We start from the raw sequence: 19,666 nt of genomic DNA on the forward strand, positions 1-19,666 counted from the left end.
GCTGCTGTCAACGAGGTCTTCCCATGATCAACGTGACCAATCGTACCAATATTAACATGCGGTTTCGTTCGTTCAAACTTGCTCTTCGCCATTTGAGCTCTCCATTTTCCGTCCAAGCCAAGGACTAAGTTAAAAATTAATTACCAACCTGAAATTACGCGTATTTCTTTTGAATCTCCAAAGCAACAGCCGAAGGTACAGGCTCGTAATGATCAAACTGCATTGTATACTGCGCACGCCCCTGACTCATAGAGCGAAGAGTATTCACATAACCAAACATATTTGCCAAAGGAACCATTGCATTCACAACCGTTGCAATACCACGCGCTTCAGTTCCTGAAATCTGTCCCCGACGAGAATTGAGATCACCAATAACATCACCAACATAATCATCTGGCGTAACAACTTCCACCTTCATGATCGGCTCAAGAAGCTGTGCACCAGCCTTCTTTGCTCCATCACGAAAAGCTGCACGAGCAGCAATCTCAAAAGCCAAAACCGAAGAATCAACATCGTGATAGCCACCATCAATGAGAGTCGCCTTTACACCAAGCATAGGAAAGCCCGCAAGAGGACCTGACCCCATAACACTCTCAATCCCCTTCTGAACGCCGGGAATATATTCTTTAGGAACAGCACCACCAACAATCTTTGACTCAAAAATAAAGTCATCACCATCATGAGGCTCAAAAACAATTTTCACGCGAGCAAATTGACCAGCACCACCCGATTGTTTCTTATGCGTATAATCAATTTCCGCCATTTTAGTAATTGACTCACGATAAGCAACCTGAGGCTGCCCAACATTTGCCTCAACTTTAAACTCACGCCGCATACGGTCAACAATAATATCAAGATGAAGCTCACCCATTCCAGCTATAATAGTCTGACCAGATTCCTCATCCGATTTAACACGAAATGAAGGATCTTCGGCTGCTAGACGGTTAAGAGCAATACCCATTTTTTCTTGATCTGCTTTTGTTTTCGGTTCAATTGCAATCTCAATAACAGGCTCTGGAAATTCCATCCTCTCCAAAACAACAGGCTTCAAAGGATCACAAAGAGTATCCCCCGTTGTCGTCTCTTTAAGTCCTGCAAGAGCAACAATATCACCAGCAAATGCTTCTTCAATATCTTCACGAGAATTAGAATGCATTTGAAGCATACGCCCCAAACGCTCCTTTTTCTTCTTCACAGTATTCTCAAGAGAAATACCCTTTTGAACTTTACCAGAATAAATACGACAGAAAGTCAGAGACCCCACAAAAGGATCATTCATAATTTTAAAAGCAAGCATAGACAGCGGAGCATCATCAGAAGATTCGCGTATCGTCTCAGACTCAGTCTTTACATCAATACCCTTAATCGCCGGAATATCAATTGGAGAAGGAAGATAGGAAACAACAGCATCCAAAAGTGGCTGCACCCCCTTGTTTTTAAAAGCCGTACCACAAAGAACCGGATGAAACTGAACTTCCACTGTCCCCCTACGAATGAGAGAAACAAGCTGCTCGTTGGTTGGCATAACACCCTCCAAATAAGCCTCTGTCGCAGCTTCATCAACCTCCACAGCCATCTCAATCAATTTCTCGCGATATTCTTCAGCTTTCTCTTTTAAATCTGAGGGAATTTCACTTATCACCGCCGAGGCACCAATAGAACCATCCCACTTTAAAGCTTTCATTTCTACAAGATCAACAACACCTTCAAAGTCATTTTCAGCACCAATCGGCAACTGCAAAACAAGCGCTTTAGCACCCAACCGAGAACCAACCATTTCCACACTGCGATAGAAGTCAGCTCCTATTTTGTCCATCTTATTAACAAAAACCATACGAGGCACACGATATTTCTCGGCTTGCCGCCAAACAGTTTCCGTCTGAGGCTCCACACCAGCATTTGCATCCAACAAGGCTATTGCACCATCAAGAACACGCAAAGAGCGCTCAACTTCAATCGTAAAATCAACGTGCCCTGGCGTATCAATAATATTAAAGCGACGCTTCCGACCGTCCTGCCCTTTCCAAAACGTCGTTGTCGCAGCAGACGTAATCGTAATACCACGCTCCTGCTCTTGCTCCATCCAATCCATTGTAGAAGCACCATCATGGGTCTCGCCAATTTTATGATTCTTACCGGTATAGAACAGAATACGCTCAGTCATCGTAGTCTTACCAGCATCAATATGCGCCATAATACCAAAATTACGATAATCTTCAATTTTATATTCGCGAGCCATTATATTTGCCTTAGTTTAAAACTTCTACCAGCGATAGTGAGAAAAAGCACGATTAGCTTCAGCCATACGATGAACATCTTCACGCTTTTTCACGGCAGAACCACGATTATTAGCCGCATCCATCAATTCACCAGATAAACGCTCAACCATCGTCGTTTCATTTCGACCACGCGCCGCCGCAATTAACCAACGAATAGCAAGAGCTTGACGACGATCAGGACGAACATCTATCGGAACTTGATAAGTAGCACCACCAACACGGCGTGAGCGGACCTCAATATGAGGAGCAACATTCTCTAAAGCCCGATGAAATAGAGCCACAGGATCTGTTTTTACTCTTTTTTCTACAGAATCAAGCGCACCATAAACAATACGCTCTGCAACTGATTTTTTACCATCAAACATAATGGCATTCATAAATTTCATAATAACCAAATCACCAAATTTGGGATCTGGATTAATCTCACGTTTTTCTGCTCTATGACGACGGGACATTGGCTTTGTCTCTCAATATTATTTTGGACGCTTTGCGCCATACTTTGAACGACGCTGTTTACGATTCTTGACACCCTGCGTATCAAGTAAACCACGAATAATGTGATAACGAACTCCTGGCAAATCCTTCACACGACCACCACGAATCATCACAACAGAGTGCTCTTGAAGATTATGTCCCTCTCCAGGAATATAACCAATCACCTCAAATCCATTCGTCAAGCGAATTTTAGCAACTTTACGAAGAGCAGAATTAGGTTTCTTCGGCGTTGTTGTATAAACACGCGTACAAACACCACGCTTCTGCGGATTCGACTGCAGAGCAGGAACCTTATTACGTTTAACTGGCACCACACGCGGCTTACGAATCAACTGATTTACGGTAGGCATGCAACCTTCCTCTTTTCGATCTATATTCTTCTCACCCAATCGGGCTTTTCTATTTTTATTTCCATCCACCCCAACAGAATCGGAACAGATATCTAAGTCTACACACAAAATCGGGCACACCTGTACAAAACAGTTTACCCGACCATAAGCAGAGAAGGCAATAGCCTTTTGCACTAGCATTTGCTTTTAATCTTCTTAACACCTGTGAATAATTTTCCGGCTCATATCCAAAACACCTGATTACATCCACATCGGTTATGTTCATTTCTAATAGCGAGAACACGTACATTCGTCAAGAACTAAACAGCAGAAAGTTTTTAAAAATGAAAATAAATTAAATTTTAAAGCTTTAAATTTGCTTTTACCGCTACTCTTGATAAATTAATTTACCATAGTAATATCCCCTATAAACAAAAAAACAGCGATGTGACTGTAGTAAAACATAGCAGTAAATTGAATTGCATATTTGATATCTAATGATGAGCACCATGAAAATAGCAACGTGGAATATTGCTGGAATAAAAGCGCGACATGAAACATTATGTCAATGGCTGCAGCAAAGCCAACCGGACATAGTCTGTTTACAGGAAATTAAAAGTATTGATGAAAATTTTCCACGCGATACAATTGAAAATTTAGGTTACCATATAGAAACGCACGGACAAAAAAGTTTTAATGGCGTTGCGATTCTCTCTAAAAAAACACCAGATGAAGTGATCCGTCGATTACCAGGCAATGATAATGATAAACAAACACGTTACATTGAAGCTGTTTATTCAACAAACAAAGGTGTTGTTCGTGTTGCATCTCTCTATTTGCCAAATGGGAATCCTGTTGAGAGTGAAAAATATTCCTATAAGATAGAATGGATGGAAAGATTATATACACATGCAAAATCATTGCTTGCGTATGAAGAACCTCTTATTCTAGCAGGTGATTATAATGTCATCCCCACTCCATTAGATGCAAAAAAACCTCAAGAATGGTATCAAGATGCCTTATTTCTTCGAGAAACAAGAAAAGCATTCCAACGTATTCTTCATTTAGGTTTTTATGATGCTATCCGGAATGTCACCGATACTCCCTCCTTCAGTTTTTGGGATTTTCAGGCAGGTGCCTGGCCTAAGAATAATGGGATTCGCATTGATCATTTATTATTATCACCAGAAGCTGTTGATCAATTAATTTGCGCTCATAGCCAAACAGAAGTAAGGGGATATCAAAAACCATCCGACCACATTCCTGTTTGGATTCACCTTAATATCAATTAAGAAAGTAAAATCCTCATTTCATGAGACAACAAAAAAATTCCACTCAAAAATAATAACTATGCTACAGCATATAAACAGTATATCTTAAGCAAATAAAATAAAAATAAATGAATGGAGGACATAAATGAAGAAATCATTATTAATGCTTATTGCAGCAACGGCCATTGGATTCTCAAGTTTCGCGCATGCTGAACATGATACTCTTGAAAAAATAAAACGAACAGGGGAAATTACTTTAGGTGTCCGTGAATCATCTGGTTTAGCCTACGCCCTTGGTAATAATAAATATGTAGGTTTTCATACAGAAATGGCAGAACGGATCATTGGGGATATCTCAAAAAAAATTGGTAAACCAATTAAAATTCATTATCTTCCCATCACTTCTCAAAATAGAATTCCTCTCTTAAAAAATAAAACCTATGATTTTGAGTGCGGCTCAACAACACATGATATTGCCCGCAGTAAAGAAGCAGCATTTGCTTATACGACATACATTGAAGAGGTTCGGATTGCTGTAAAGAAAAACTCTAACATTAAATCTCTTGAGGATTTAAATGGAAAAACAGTTGCAACGACCACCGGTACAACATCTGTTCAACTTATTCGTAAAAATAAACGTGCAAAAAACATTCAGTTTAAAGTTTTAAAGGGGAAAGATCACGGAGATAGTTTTTTATTATTAGAATCTGGTAAGGTAGATGCTTTTGTCATGGACGCTTCAATTCTTGCTGGACATATTGCTAAATCAAAGAATCCATCTGATTATGTCATTCTTGACACCGTACTTTCAGTTGAACCCATCGCCTGCATGCTCAGATTGCATGACAAAAAACTTGAACAAGCAATCAACGATAGTATCGTCCGTCAGATTAAAGACGAATCACTTGAAAAGCTTTACAATAAGTGGTTTATGAAGCCGATTCCACCTGCTAATACTGTTATGAACCTTCCCTTATCAAAACAAACGAGATATGCTTGGGATCACCCAAACAATAAGCCTCGGGAAAGCTACACAGAAAAAGATTTATAGAATAAAGAAAGAAGAACCACACTCTTTAAAAATTGAGTGTGGTTTATATTTTAGTTCACTTTTTGATAAATTCCGCCTATGTAGATACGGTTGATTTATTGTCTTATTTGTGAATGACTAATTTGAGGGAATATCAATTAATGGACTTTTCTTTCCTTTGTAGAGATGACCTTACTCAAACACTGGTAGCAGGATGCTTGGGAACTCCTGGCGTGAATCATACCTATTTAGATACACTTCTCGATGGCTTAAAAAATACAATTATATTGTCCATCACTTCACTTATATTAGCTGTATTATGTGGTATTATTATAGGAACAATGCGCACTTTACCTAATACCTCCATAATCAATTGTGTATTTCGCACTATCGGTGCTATCTGGGTAGAGATTATGCGTAACATTCCCCTCCTTGTACAGGTATTTTTATGGTATTTTGTTGTTCCTAAGGTCTATCCACCAGCGATGAAATTTTCCCCCATTCTCTTAATAACATGCGCATTGGGATTCTTTACATCTGCACGCATTGCTGAACAGGTTCGTTCAGGCATTGAAGCGATTCCTTCTGGACAACGCTATGCTGCTATGGCAATGGGATTTACAACTTATCAAAGTTATCGCTATATTATACTACCACGTGCTATACGTGCAATTATGCCACCTCTTACTTCAGAAGCAATGGGGATTGTGAAAAATTCATCTATAGCATTCGCCGTTTCAATAAATGAGCTCATGCAATTTCAATACCAAACAATTGAAGAAGTAAGCCATGTTTACGAAAATTATTTGCTTGTTACGATCCTTTATATTCTAATAGCCTTATTCGTATTCATTGTGATGACAATCATTGAACAAATACTCAAAATTCCTAATTTTCAAACAAAGGGAAATTGAATATGATGAATTTCATAAGCTCTCAGTTTGGACTTTATTTTCCTTTCAATTTTTCCGACTTTGATTTTTCCTTTTTTACCTTTGATGTATTTCGTTCTTACATTTTATCAGGTTTACTCTTTAGCGTTTTTCTAACTTTTTTTGCAACGGTATTGGGGTTTGTTTTCGGCACACTTTTAGCAATGATGCGCCTTTCTTCCATAAAACTTCTTTCTTGGTTTGCAATCAGTTACATAACAGCTATGCGTTCAATACCACTTGTGATGGTTATCTTATGGTTTTTCGTGCTTCTGCCTTTTTTAACCGGCATATCCATTGGTGCAAATAAATCAGCACTCATTACCTTTACCGCATTTGAAACGGCTTATTTTGCTGAGATTATGCGTGCTGGAATCAATTCAGTTCCGCAAGGACAAAAATATGCAGGACAAGCTCTTGGAATGACATATTGGCAAAGCATGTACATTGTCATTCTTCCTCAAGCCTTTAGAGATATGCTTCCAGTCTTTTTAACACAAGTCATCATCCTTTTTCAGGATACAACCCTTGTTTATGCCATCAGTGGTCATAGCCTTTTGAATGGTTTTGATATTGCTGCTAATAATTTTGGTGTAAAACAAGAAGCTTATATCTTAGCAGCTATTTTCTATTTTGTTATCTGTTTTACACTGTCACAAATAGTTTTGTATTTACAAAAAAAAGTATCCATTATTCGCTAACAGGAAAAAAAATGTCTACTCATATGATCGAAATAAAAAATGTTTCTAATTGGTATGGCGAAATTAAAGTCCTTAAAAACTGTACAACCAATATTAATAAAGGAGAAGTCGTTGTCGTTTGTGGTCCATCAGGCTCAGGAAAGTCAACACTCATTAAAACTATTAACGCTCTCGTCCCTTTTCAAAAAGGTGAAATTTGGATTAATGGAATACCAGTTCATTCAAAAAAAACGAATCTGCCTAAATTGCGAAGTCAGGTAGGAATGGTGTTTCAACACTTCGAGCTTTTCCCCCATTTATCTGTCACAGAAAATTTGACAATTGCACAAATCAAAGTCCTAAAACGAAGCAAAAAAGAAGCACTTGAACGCGGTTTGTTGTATCTTGAACGCGTTGGACTCATTGAACATAAAGATAAATATCCTGGTCAACTTTCTGGAGGACAACAACAACGTGTTGCTATTGCACGTGCCTTAACCATGGATCCACTTGTTATGCTTTTTGATGAACCAACATCTGCTCTAGATCCTGAAATGGTAGGTGAAGTACTCGATGTCATGATTAGCTTAGCAGAAGAAGGGATGACGATGATTTGTGTAACCCATGAAATGGGATTTGCACAAAAAGTCTCGGAGCGTGTTATTTTCATAGATCAAGGAACAATTCTTGAAGACTGTTCGTCTAAAGAATTCTTTTCTGATCCGCAAGCGCGAACACCAAGAACACAAGAATTTTTGTCTAAAATCCTAAGTCATTAACCATTATATTATCACCAAAAGCTATCTCTATTATGAAATTGGATATAAGAAGGAAGAGTTTAATATCAGATGAGAGAATGTAAAAATATTACAATCAGATGTTTAAAAACTGTTATTCTTTAAAATCTCAGCAACCAGTGAAATTGCTATACGTCTCTCAGATTCATTACAAAGAGCAAAAGCCTCTTCTTGCAAAGGATGAATCCAATTTTTGTCTTTATACGTTAGCTTTTTTATAGGCAGCAGTTAACATTGATGCCCCACGGACAATTTTTCCTTCTTTAAGCAGTATATTTCCAAGCATTGCTTGGGCAGAAGGATTTCCTTTTTTTGCTGAAAGTTGAATCCATCGTGCTGCTTGTATAAGATTTTTCTCCCTTCCCTCTCCCTTTAAAAATATTTTTCCTAAATGATACTGAGCTTTAGGATTTCCATAGTTTACCGCAGCCTGCATATAAAGATGAGCAGCGTAAGAAGGATCAAGTTTCACAGGTGATTGAGGAATACCTTTTTTTATATATCCGGCAAGTTTAATCAATGCATCAGAAACATAACTTTCATCATCTGAACCAAGATCTGTACCTTTTTCAAAGATATATGCAAAAAAATGATATGCCTTGTAATCATCTTTAGGAACACCATCACCCTTTGCATAGATGTAGCCAAGTTTCCAATTCGCACCGATATGGCCCCTCCTTAGCAGCACAATGGAGTGCTGGAATAGCTTGATTGATATATCCATTTTATAAGCAGACATGCCACGTTTCAAAAAATAAAACGAACTATCATTGGCTTCTTGCAAGCTATTAACATCTACTGCATTAACAGTAGAAAAAAATCCCCCTCACGTCACAACAATCGTGGCTTTTTTCCATATCTGAAGCCTTTGATCATTTCCCCCTATCTCAATTTTAATTGTTATATCTGTTACAAATTTCTTTGTAGATATTTAAACTCTTCTTTTTAGTAAGAAAAATGAAAGATTTTAAAGTAAAAATTTAAAAAGAAAAAACAAATAGATAAAAACCATCCCAAATGTTCGATAAATTTAAGTATCCATTTTTATATATAACAAATTGATTTTTAAATATAAATCATCATTCTATATTTTGTAACACATCCTTTAACATTCTAGGATTTATCGACCTTAAAATTTTATACGTATGAGCAAAAATCGTTCAATAAAATAACGTGCATTAAACAGCAACTTGAGAATGAAGAGAATACATGATGAATAATAAGCGTTTAAGTATAAAAAACAATACGAAAGATGGATAAATATAATGATGATAGTTACTTATAACTTCAGGACTACCTTACCACCTTAAAGATGAAGTTTTTTGTCTCCGCCAATCCATAAACAATACAGCTTTTTGTTTAACAGATTGCACCTGACATCATTTCACATGGGATTAGTTCATACTTTACATACAAGTTCTACCTTAGAATACTCACCACTACATACAAAAAAATACCACATGTGTAATTTACATACCTTCTATTGCTACTCTAAATGATGATATTTTATAGTAATAAAGCAAGAAATTGATTTATATTTATAATTTTCCTTTTTGCACTTTGAATGAGCCCTCGAATATCGTAAGATTCTCTCATTCCAAATCTGTTCCATGTTAAATCACTCAAAACCATCCGCTTGCACATTACAAGTAGAGAGAGCTATGTGGATAAAAACTCTGTGTAAGAAAGAACTAAAAATGCCTCTTATGAACGGTCTGAGCTAAGGGTTGTCCGGATTGGACAGAATGGTGCCGGCGCTTGTTACTTCACAAGCATAAAGAAGGGAAGCTCAATGGATTTACCGTTATACCATTCATGATCTACGTTGTGGAATAGGCTTGGATGCCTTAAAAGATGTCTCTTTAATAATAAACATAAAACAATGGATTTCAGTAGAGATTTTATGATCGTTCATGAAAAACTAACAAAAGAAAAGTTTCCTTTAAAGAAGATCTATACCAGCCCTACTGGTATGCAATTATCTATCAAAAAAATAAAAAGTTGAAATCAATCTAACCGCTCTAAAGCAACAAATATTTTTTTCTGCGCTGCACGCAGTTCTACAACCCTGTTCCGCTCACGCTCAACAATTTCTGCTTTTGCATTTGCTATAAATTTGGGGTTGTTTAACTTAAGCGATATTTTTTCAATATCTTGTTCAATTTTACTGACATCCTTCCTCAAACGAACACGCTCAGCCTCCAAATCAATCAACTGTCCTAATGGTAAACAAAAAACAGCCTCTCCCAAAATCATTTGTGCTGATACTTCCGGAACTTTATCAGAAAAATCAATAACTTCAATACGCGCTAATTTTTTAAGAAGTGCATCATAACGCTTTACACGCTCTCGCGTTACTTCCCCTCCTTCAACAACAACAAGAGGTGCCTGTGTAGCCACTGGAATATTCATTTCAAAACGTACAGCCCTAATCCCTGTGACGACATCAATAAGCCAATTAATATCATCAGCAGCTTCTTCATCTATCAATGTTTCCTCTGGCCATTTTGTCAATGCGAGCATATCCTCACGCTTGACGGCTTGCGTTTCTGTAAGAGACCACAACTCTTCCGTCATATAAGGCATAAAAGGATGAAGAAGTTTATAAACTTCATCTAAAACCCAAGCAGTACAAGCTTGAGCCTCATTTTTAGCCTCTTCATTTTTCCCCTGAAAAATAGGTTTGAGAAGCTCCAAATACCAATCACAGAGTGTATTCCAAATGAAACGGTAAAGAGTGGCAGCTGACTCATTAAATTTATAGTGTTCAATACCAGTCGTCACTGCTGAAATTGTTTTAGAGAGCTCCGTTAAAATCCAACGATTAAGCGCCAGTTTTGCTTGTTCTGGTTTAAAAGCTGGATCATGCTTCACACCATTCATCTGTGCAAATCGGGTAGCATTCCACAATTTCGTAGCAAAATTACGATAACCAGCAATACGGGAAACATCAAGTTTTACATCACGACCTTGTGCTGCCATAATAGCTAAAGTAAAACGAAGTGCATCAGCACTATACTGATCAATAAGCTCTAAGGGATCAATAATATTTCCCTTTGATTTTGACATCTTTGCACCCTTTTGATCCCGCACAAGAGCATGCACATAAACCGTTGGGAAAGGAACGTCCCCCATAAAGTGAAGTCCCATCATCATCATACGAGCAACCCAGAAAAAAATAATATCAAATCCTGTCACAGATAAAGATGTTGGGTAAAAAGTAGATAATTCAGTCGTTTTATTTGGCCATCCTAATGTTGAAAAAGGCCAAAGAGCAGATGAAAACCAAGTATCTAAAACATCCGGATCACGGATTAATTCAACAACCTTACCATAATGAGCAAAAGCTGAATCTAAAGCCTCTTTTTCACTTTTTTCAACAAAAACCGTTCCATCAGGACCATACCAAGCAGGAATCTGATGTCCCCACCATAATTGGCGAGAAATGCACCAAGGTTGAATATTTTGCATCCAATTGAAATAAGTCTTTTTCCAGTTATCAGGAACGAACTGCGTTTTTCCTTGTTGAACAGCCTCTATCGCTGGCTTTGCTAATTCAGCAGCATGAACATACCATTGATCTGTCAAAAAAGGCTCAATAGGGACACCACTGCGATCTCCATGAGGAACCATATGGGTATGATCATCAACAGAAGCTAAATATCCCTGTTCTTCCATCAAAGAAACAATCTTCTGGCGAGCAACAAAACGATCAGATTTATCGAGATTTTCTACTAACATTTTTAATTCATCTGATAAAATCAAACCATCGAAAAATGCTTCATTTTCACGAAGAAAAATCTCGGCTTGCTGGGTAAAAATATTGATCAAGCGTAAATGATTACGCTGTCCTACTTCAAAGTCATTAAAGTCATGAGCTGGTGTGATTTTTACAGCACCACTTCCAGCTTCAGGATCAGCATGCATATCACCAACAATTAATAACCTACGACCAACAAGCGGCAAAAGAGCATTTTTACCGATAAGATTTTTATAACGCTCATCTTCAGGATTAACAGCAATTCCTGTATCACCAAGCATTGTTTCTGGTCGTGTTGTCGCCACTGTTATAAAAGTTGTCGCATCATTTGGATCAAAAGTTTTACCCTCAAGTGGATATCTAAAGTGCCACAAATGTCCTTGAACTTCTTTTTGCTCAACTTCAAGATCTGAAATAGCTGTCAACAATTTAGGATCCCAATTGACGAGGCGCTTATCCCTATATATCAACCCTTGCCTATAAAGCGTGACAAAGACTTCACGAACAGCCTGCGACAACCCCTCATCCATTGTAAACCGCTCACGCGACCAATCACATGAAACCCCAAGGCGGCGCAACTGGTTTGCAATAACGCCTCCAGTTTCATAACGCCATTCCCAAATACGCTCAATAAACTTTTCTCTCCCCATTTCTTGACGCGTTGGCTCTTGGCGTTCTGCAAGTTGACGCTCCACTACCATTTGCGTAGCAATCCCAGCATGATCCATACCAGGCTGCCACAACACATTTCTTCCACGCATCCGCTGAAATCTAACTATTATATCTTGAATTGTCGTATTAAGCGCATGCCCCATATGAAGTGAGCCTGTAACATTAGGAGGTGGAAGCATAACACAAAAAGGTTCTGCACCGCTTTTAGAACCCGCTCCCGCTTTAAAAGCCCCACGAGTCTCCCATCTCTTTGCAACCCGTTGCTCTATAGAGGAAGCATCATAGTTTTTTTCTAACATTCTATCCATCCATAACGGCCGCTAAAAAACACAATAAACACCATATATGATCAAAAACCGATCAGAATCTCGTGAATCTCAGCCTTTCACTTGAGAGCTCGCAAAATCGCAAACAAAATTCCCATAAAATGAAAAACATAAAAATAATGTAAAAAAATAATTAAGATGCTTTTTTAATCGCCTTCACAATTTCTTCACGCAAAATATCTTCCAGCAAAATAGGCAATTTAGACTGCAACCATTCTGCTATAGCCGGGCGCAACACATCCTTAGCAATCTTTTCTGCAGAAGAAATACAATATGCAGACAATTCCACATGACCATCCCTTCCAGCTTCTGATTGTGATTTCCTTATCTCATCTTCATATTCTTTTGCTTTATAAACAGAATTCCGTTCTTCAGAAGAAAGCTTCATCTTTTGCATATCCATACCAACTGTATTATTTTCTGCCTCTATATCCTCTTTCTCTTGCGTTATCTTCCCTCCTTGATTTTCAGAAGAAAGACCAATACGATCAGCTAAAGCTTTCATAGCATCATCAACCGATAAGGTTGTATCATAAATACCCTCGGATGCCACTTCTGAAGCATTCACTGCAACATCTTCATTTAAAAAGTGATCAGATTGAACCGCATTTTCTTCGATTATTTCACGAATAGATGTTAAAATTTCATCCATACTTGGCTCACGTAACACGCTTGAACTCTGTACCATACTTTACAACCTCTCAAAGACGCAACAACAAATAGAATCACATTTTCAGTGTATGCAAAAGAATTATAAGATCAACATGCCTCCCACGATATTTTCAAATATGCTTGTCATAAAGAGGGCGCTACACACAGTTTTCTACACTTTATAAAAATAACATCTCGCCGCAATATTTTTCAACATATTCAACTGTTGATTTACTAATCTTTTAAAAACTAAAATAATTTAAGATCAAAAAGCTACTTTTATGCATTATCGGATATATTGAGCTTTTTTTAACCCTAAATAACTTGCAGTCAATTTACCAATAGAAGATTGAACACTATAGCTTGCCACAACAGCATTACGCTCTGCCATTGCAAGCGCAATTTGAGCATTAATCAATTGAGTACGAGAATTTAAAACATCCAATGTCGTTGCCTGCCCTACACGATTCTCTTGCACACGACCTTTAAGAGCAATTTCAGCAGCACGAACACTTTCACGGTAAGCAATAACAGATGCGCGTGCGCCCTCCAACTGAAACCAAGCAGAAGTAAGCGCTTGTCTCGTATTGCTATGCGCCAAATCGAGTTGAAGTTGTGCCTGTCCAAGCTGTTCCCTCGATTGGCGAATCTGCGCAGACGTACGTCCCCCTTCGAAGATTGGGACACTTACTGACAACCCTATTGATTTAGAAACGCCATCCTCTCCAGGACCACTGTAAATTCGATTATAAGACGCTGTCGCAGAAAAATCGACCTTAGGGAGCAATGCACCTTCTTTTGCCTTTACATTGTAACCACTCGCATCGACTAAATATTTAGCATAAAGGATTGCTGGATGCATAGAAACGCTCATTTGGTAAGCCATATCAAGGTTGGCAGGAAAATCTCTGGCTACGGGAGGGCTTTTTAACTTTTCAGGATCAGAACCAATAACTTGTCGATACACTGCCTCGGCTGCTTTTACATCAGCACGAGCAAGACTCAGTTCTGAAACTGCCACAGAACGTGCTGCTTGAGCTTGAGCAAGATCAACACGCCCTCCCTCACCCACATCAAATTTTGCTTTATCGGAACGAACTTGCTCTTCAAGAGCTGCCAAATTTTCTCTCCGAAGATCGGCAATACGACGTGCCTGATAGACATTAGCATAAGCCGTCACTGTTTCCAGAAAAGTATTTTGTTCAGCATTACGAAGATACTCACGTTGAGCCTGCAACTTAACTTGCGCTGAAGAAAAGATATTTTGCGTGATAAATCCGTCAAATAATCTTTGATTTAATCTCACGCCTATAGATCCAGAAGTGACATAAGGACCTGTAAAAGACTTATTACGCCCATAGCTGCCAACTCCTTCAACTTGCGGCAATAACCCTGATCGCGCAATGATAACATCTTCTCTGGATATACGCACAGCTGCACGTTCACTATTCAACTTAGCATTATATTTATAAGCCTTAGAAAAGGCATCCATCAATGTTTCAGCACAAACAGCCTCTGATAGTAAAACACTCAACACCAGCAATAAACACGCCTGAAACTTCTTGTTTATTCTAAACATAATACACACAATAACAAACCCCAAATAAATTACAAAATTATCTTTTATTCACAAAACAAACAAGCACTAAAACACAAAACCAGGTGTTTTGAAAAAACAAGGAAGAGGCTTTACAGCGAGGTTAAAAGCACGACGAGCTGAGATGATCCCATCTTCTTTTATATAGATTTGTGCAACAGCAGCATTTCCATGCCCTTCAACCACAACAAGACGTCCACAGTTTTTCATTTGATCAAAGATACCTTGAGGAATAAAATCAACAGATCCCTCAATAAAAATCACATCATAAGGTCCCTCAACGGCATATCCTTGCTCTAAAGGACCATGAACGACAACCACATTATCACATTGATTACGTTCTAAAGCGTCAAGAGCACGTTCAAAGAGAGATTTATCACTTTCCAGCGCAATCACAGACCCTGCAAGTTTTGCAAGCAACGCTGCACAATAACCACTATTTGCACCAATATCTAAAACAACATCTGATGATTTTACAGCGGCAAGCTGTAGTAATTTTGCTAGAGACGCAGGTTTCATCAAATAGCGTGCTGGAATCCCATCTTGCACTGGACATAGAACAATATCGGTATCAAGATAGCTTAACATTTTCATATCTTCCGATACAAAATCTTCACGAGATACCATTAAAAAGGCTTCAAGAACTGATAAATCCGTTACATCGACTGTACGAATTTGATTGTCAACCATTTTGCGACGAAGCTCAGCAAAATCTGCAACCATAACGAATATTTTCTCCTAACCTACAAAAAACAAACAAAACAGCGACAATAAGGGACGAAGATTTCTTAAACTATGGGTGTTACAAAAAAGGACGCTATAGTCAACAATTAGATTTTAACTATATAATCTCTCATACAAAAGTGTCTTCACAAGAATAAAGGGAAATAATCTATTTTCCTATACCTTATCTCCCCTAAAAGCCGTTTCGTTTAAAATCGGCTGGAGGCCTCGCCCGGAATCGAACCGGGATACAAGGATTTGCAGTCCTCTGCGTAACCATTCCGCCACGAGGCCTCGTCAACAAACATAAAGGTTTCAATAAGGGAAGGCAACGCATCCGTCAAGGTGTAGAAATCTTCTCTCGCCTTTTTTCCTCTTATTACACAATTTATCATATTTTTTTAAAAAAAGTAATTTTATCCTTTGCAAATCAGTATTGCTTTGCTATAGCCTTTTCAATTAAATGATTGGGCACCGTTCCCCGGTAGCTCAGCGGTAGAGCAACCGGCTGTTAACCGGTTGGTCGCTGGTTCGAATCCGGCCCGGGGAGCCATTTTTCTTTTCTATTACAAACAATCTATTGATTTTCCATATATTTTTTACAGTGAGGGACGCGTAAATAAAAGTTGGGGAATAGGATTTTTGCAATAAAGTAGAAAAATAATATCCTAGGGATGTATTTTTTTGCAATGAACGCAAAAAACAATTGATTCATTTTTAAATAGCACAAATAAGATTATTTTTTTCAAACTACCGCGTCTTTATAAGAGAGCACTGCAATTATTTGCACATTATAAATTGCAATTTCTTTTATCAGAGATAAATTATTAAGCTCCATCAGCAATGAAAAGGTCTCATATAATTTTTTCCAAAGAAAGAATGATTTATACTCAATAAAGGAGTTAAACTTAAAAACCTGCTCATGAAGCAATCATTTTGAAAAATGGAAGAAACAACAATCAAGGTCATATATTATCTCCATACACCCCACATAACCTCCTCATCATCCTAAAAGCAAAAAACATAAAACAAATCTGTAAACACTCCGGCGTCTTATCTAACAGGTTATTTCTCCTGCTAACCACCTCAACACTTTACAAACAACCTTGCCTTGGATATTCATCACACTGTCATAAAACATTTAATACATAAAATCTTATAGGCTTTATATTTCCCCCAAATAATAGTGTTTTACAGTAAAAACCAAGATAACGAGCTAAATTATTAAGAATCCTGAGAAAGCCTTCAGAAGACATGACATTCTCGCTATTGTATTATGCAGTCACACGTTTTTTTAAAGAGATATCTCTTAAATCCCCCCAGCCTCTTTCACAATGGCTCCAATAAATGGTACAAAATACAATCCACTGATCAGCCCCATCTTTACGTACAATAAAGCCGTATACCATCATACTATTTTCCAGCTCTCAATGTTAGCAATACCCCTTGCCTTTAAAAGAATTTACAAGAATCATTTTATTTATTTCTTAAATGTTTATCCACACGAGAATCTCACTTGTAACGTGCAAGTGAATATTTTTGATTGATCAATATGAAAAGATTCGAAATGAAAAAATTTTACGATATAGTGAATTATTACTAGACATCAATTTTTAAAATTAAAAGTTATCATTAAAGATAAAGAACATCCTATATAAAAATAATTTTATATAAATAAAATCTACTTTTATTCCCATTTAAAAAAATGGGAATAAAGCAAATAAATAATTGCCTCTACAATAATGATTTTTTAAAGATTTTTAAATAAATCCAAACAGTTATAAGTTTTCATTTCTAAAAAATGAAAACCTCTGAAGGATCTTCTTACTTTGACAAGAGCATTTTATAGCTCTTTTCAATTGAGAATAAATCAACAAAAATAAAAAATCTCCATACATGATCTTTTTTCAAGACTTTATCTAAGCAGCCTTCTTAACTGATTTTCGAAAACGAAAAGGCTTTACACGCTTTGCTGACGCTTTTGCTTTTTTATGCCTCTCATTTTGAGGTGAAGAATTCTTCCGCTGCAACTGTACGGTATCATCTTTTCGACCTAAAAACTGTTTTTGACGTTTAGATTTTTTAAAACGGCATTCCTTATCATTTTCTTTTTCTCTACTTTCTCGCACAATTGGCTTTTCTGGAAACGCTGCAAATTGTTCTGGAACAGCCTCAGCCACCAATTTCATACGAATCAAGCGCTCAATAGCACGCAAGCGGGACCTTTCTATCTTCTCATCAAAAAGCGTAAGTGCTACACCAGATGCGCCATTACGTCCTGTACGACCAATACGATGTACATAACTTTCAGCTTCGTCTGGTAAGTCGTAATTAATAACGTGACTTATCCCTGGTATATCAATACCGCGTGCAGCAATATCTGTTGCCACTAGGATCTGCACAGATCTTTCACGAAAAGCTTTTAAAGCAGATTGGCGAGCACCTTGTGATTTATTTCCATGAATTGTTGCGACTAAATATCCTACCTTTTCTAAACTACGTGTGACAGCATCTGCCCCATGTTTCGTTCGAGTAAAAACAATAACCGAATCAAAAGCTGGATTTGTCAAAAGTTTACTTAAAACATTCTTTTTTTCATTCGTAGGAACACAATATAATTTTTGGCAAATCTCTACAGCCGTAGTACCTTGAGGAACAACTTCAATTTTAACCGGATCATTGAGTAAACATTTTGCAAGCACAGCAATTTCCCTCGGCATTGTTGCAGAAAAGAGTGCTGTCTGACGCTCTTGATGCAAAAGCTTTGCAATTTGCTTAACATCATGAATAAACCCCATATCCAACATACGATCTGCTTCATCCAAAATCAAAAAACGCGTTTGAGAAAGATCAACACACTTTTCACGAACAAGATCTCTTAAACGCCCTGGAGTCGCTATCAAAATATCCACACCTGCTTCCATACGTTTAATTTGTTTTAAACGTGATACGCCCCCAAAAATAAGACACGTCGAAAGATGCGCTCCTTTCGCCGCAGTGCGAATCGTTTCATCAATCTGAACAGCAAGTTCACGCGTTGGAGCTAAAATCAAAGCGCGTGCAGTTTTAGGGCAGCGTTTATCACCCAAAGCCAAAATCTGACTTAAAATAGGCAAACTAAATGCCAAGGTTTTTCCAGAACCTGTCTGAGCAACACCTAAAATATCGTGTCCTTTCAACATTACTGGAATAGCTTGTTCTTGTATAGGTTTAGGTTTACTCATCCCAGCAATGAGTAAATTTTTAATCAAAAGAGTAGGCAAACCTAACTTTGTAAAAACATTTTCTTCTTTTATAGGCAAAATAAAATCTTTCCTTAGCTGAAGAACCCAAAAGAAGTAACCATCTGAACTCTCCACTCAAGAATCCGCGCAAGAGAAATCCCTGACATTTTAAATGAAGCAACGCCTAAAAAGCGGCTTGCGCAACTCATGAACACCTTGAAATCAAGATAAAGGCGTATAAACTTCACTTTACAAAAAGCCAACAAACCAGCCTAAATGCCTTCACCTCTATTATCTTTGGATTATGATAAAAAAGCAAGAACTTTACGAAATACATTTATCATGAATAAAAACAATATTTAGATCGTTTATTTTTTAATGATTGTGTTCATCGGTAAATGTACCTTGATAAAATCAGGATAAATCTCAAGAAAAACTGGATTTTGTAAAGTTTTTTGACCGCCATAAATTAAATACCATTGTGTTTTATCAAAAATCGCCAAAGTTTTATATTGAATGATGCGATCTTTCATCTCAAGAACTGTTGGAATTAAAGCATACACAGTACCGTTATCAGTTTGTAAATACTCTATATTTTCTTTATCTAAATAATAAGCACCAGAAGGCAAACCCTCAAATTTCCTATGCAACTGTTGAAGAAAATCACTACGTAAAGCACTCTCTGTTGTATTCAATCGACGTGCCATCTCTTTATAAAGCCGCTCAGGCATATAACGAGAAATAGACGCAAAATCCCCATTTTTTATAGCATTATTGACATCAACAACGACACTTGAAAGTTCATCTTTTTGTACTATTGTTGGCTGAGATGCTAAACTCTGTTGATTAACAATCAAAAAGAAAAATAGACTCAGCACCGAATAAAAAATAGGTTTCATC

Annotated in this window: 16 protein-coding genes, 2 tRNA genes and 1 pseudogene; 6 read left to right on the forward strand and 13 right to left on the reverse strand. The window is 37.5% G+C overall.

Annotated elements, in window-relative coordinates; all coding sequences use genetic code 11:
* The 4 genes from ACFIKI_RS03400 to rpsL all read right to left on the reverse strand — a co-directional run.
* Positions 1 to 92: GTP-binding protein (locus ACFIKI_RS03400; protein WP_002972655.1), on the reverse strand; the 92-nt coding region annotated here is incomplete at its 3' end.
* A 62-nt stretch (positions 93 to 154) separates the two neighbouring features.
* Positions 155 to 2,239 (reverse strand): elongation factor G, encoded by a 2,085-nt coding sequence (gene fusA / locus ACFIKI_RS03405; protein ID WP_375665682.1) that lies wholly within the window; start codon positions 2,237 to 2,239, stop codon positions 155 to 157.
* 24 nt (positions 2,240 to 2,263) lie between these two features.
* Positions 2,264 to 2,734 (reverse strand): 30S ribosomal protein S7, encoded by a 471-nt coding sequence (gene rpsG / locus ACFIKI_RS03410; protein WP_273791452.1) that lies wholly within the window; start codon positions 2,732 to 2,734, stop codon positions 2,264 to 2,266.
* An 18-nt stretch (positions 2,735 to 2,752) separates the two neighbouring features.
* Positions 2,753 to 3,124 (reverse strand): 30S ribosomal protein S12, encoded by a 372-nt coding sequence (gene rpsL, locus ACFIKI_RS03415; RefSeq protein ID WP_006589495.1) that lies wholly within the window; start codon positions 3,122 to 3,124, stop codon positions 2,753 to 2,755.
* A gap of 488 nt (positions 3,125 to 3,612) precedes the next feature.
* Between rpsL and xth the strand changes: the two genes are divergently transcribed.
* From xth to ACFIKI_RS03440, 5 genes are all read left to right on the forward strand, one after another.
* A complete protein-coding gene (xth, locus tag ACFIKI_RS03420) occupies positions 3,613 to 4,395 on the forward strand; it encodes an exodeoxyribonuclease III (protein ID WP_375665683.1) in 783 nt (260 codons plus the stop codon).
* A gap of 124 nt (positions 4,396 to 4,519) precedes the next feature.
* The gene (locus ACFIKI_RS03425) at positions 4,520 to 5,425 is read left to right on the forward strand and encodes a transporter substrate-binding domain-containing protein (RefSeq protein WP_375665684.1); all 906 of its coding nucleotides are present in this window, start codon (positions 4,520 to 4,522) and stop codon (positions 5,423 to 5,425) included.
* 140 nt (positions 5,426 to 5,565) lie between these two features.
* Entirely contained in the window at positions 5,566 to 6,318 is a 753-nt protein-coding gene (locus tag ACFIKI_RS03430; protein ID WP_375665685.1) for an amino acid ABC transporter permease, read from the forward strand.
* Between the two features lie 2 nt (positions 6,319 to 6,320).
* Entirely contained in the window at positions 6,321 to 7,037 is a 717-nt protein-coding gene (locus ACFIKI_RS03435; RefSeq protein ID WP_375665687.1) for an amino acid ABC transporter permease, read from the forward strand.
* 11 nt (positions 7,038 to 7,048) lie between these two features.
* Positions 7,049 to 7,795, forward strand: a complete 747-nt coding sequence (locus ACFIKI_RS03440) for an amino acid ABC transporter ATP-binding protein (protein WP_375665688.1) — start codon at positions 7,049 to 7,051, stop codon at positions 7,793 to 7,795.
* A gap of 102 nt (positions 7,796 to 7,897) precedes the next feature.
* Here ACFIKI_RS03440 and ACFIKI_RS03445 read toward each other — a convergent pair.
* The 6 genes and pseudogenes from ACFIKI_RS03445 to ACFIKI_RS03470 form a co-directional block, all read right to left on the reverse strand.
* Positions 7,898 to 8,699 (reverse strand): annotated as a pseudogene (locus ACFIKI_RS03445) (tetratricopeptide repeat protein).
* Between the two features lie 1,121 nt (positions 8,700 to 9,820).
* Complete coding sequence (locus ACFIKI_RS03450; RefSeq protein WP_375665689.1) at positions 9,821 to 12,544, reverse strand: valine--tRNA ligase; 2,724 nt, start codon at positions 12,542 to 12,544, stop codon at positions 9,821 to 9,823.
* Between the two features lie 160 nt (positions 12,545 to 12,704).
* The gene (locus ACFIKI_RS03455) at positions 12,705 to 13,259 is read right to left on the reverse strand and encodes a DUF2497 domain-containing protein (RefSeq protein WP_375623964.1); all 555 of its coding nucleotides are present in this window, start codon (positions 13,257 to 13,259) and stop codon (positions 12,705 to 12,707) included.
* Between the two features lie 249 nt (positions 13,260 to 13,508).
* On the reverse strand, positions 13,509 to 14,801 hold the full coding sequence (locus tag ACFIKI_RS03460; protein WP_375646562.1) for a TolC family outer membrane protein: 1,293 nt from the start codon (positions 14,799 to 14,801) through the stop codon (positions 13,509 to 13,511).
* 66 nt (positions 14,802 to 14,867) lie between these two features.
* Positions 14,868 to 15,542, reverse strand: a complete 675-nt coding sequence (locus ACFIKI_RS03465) for a protein-L-isoaspartate O-methyltransferase (RefSeq protein WP_375665690.1) — start codon at positions 15,540 to 15,542, stop codon at positions 14,868 to 14,870.
* 220 nt (positions 15,543 to 15,762) lie between these two features.
* A tRNA-Cys gene (locus ACFIKI_RS03470) sits at positions 15,763 to 15,836 on the reverse strand.
* Positions 15,837 to 16,020: 184 nt separating this feature from the next.
* Here ACFIKI_RS03470 and ACFIKI_RS03475 point away from each other — a divergent pair.
* Positions 16,021 to 16,095: transfer RNA gene (locus ACFIKI_RS03475), tRNA-Asn, on the forward strand.
* 721 nt (positions 16,096 to 16,816) lie between these two features.
* Here the strand turns inward: ACFIKI_RS03475 and ACFIKI_RS03480 are convergent.
* The 3 genes from ACFIKI_RS03480 to ACFIKI_RS03490 form a co-directional block, all read right to left on the reverse strand.
* Entirely contained in the window at positions 16,817 to 16,954 is a 138-nt protein-coding gene (locus tag ACFIKI_RS03480) for a hypothetical protein (protein WP_375665691.1), read from the reverse strand.
* Positions 16,955 to 17,461: 507 nt separating this feature from the next.
* Positions 17,462 to 18,844, reverse strand: a complete 1,383-nt coding sequence (locus ACFIKI_RS03485) for a DEAD/DEAH box helicase (RefSeq protein WP_375665693.1) — start codon at positions 18,842 to 18,844, stop codon at positions 17,462 to 17,464.
* Positions 18,845 to 19,134: 290 nt separating this feature from the next.
* Positions 19,135 to 19,665 carry a hypothetical protein gene (locus tag ACFIKI_RS03490; RefSeq protein WP_375623981.1) on the reverse strand — a complete coding sequence of 177 codons (531 nt, stop codon included), beginning with the start codon at positions 19,663 to 19,665 and terminating at the stop codon, positions 19,135 to 19,137.
* Between the last annotated feature and the right edge of the window lies 1 nt (position 19,666).

This window comes from Bartonella sp. TT121SHDZB, from assembly GCF_042193415.1.
In the GTDB taxonomy this organism is placed as follows: domain Bacteria; phylum Pseudomonadota; class Alphaproteobacteria; order Rhizobiales; family Rhizobiaceae; genus Bartonella.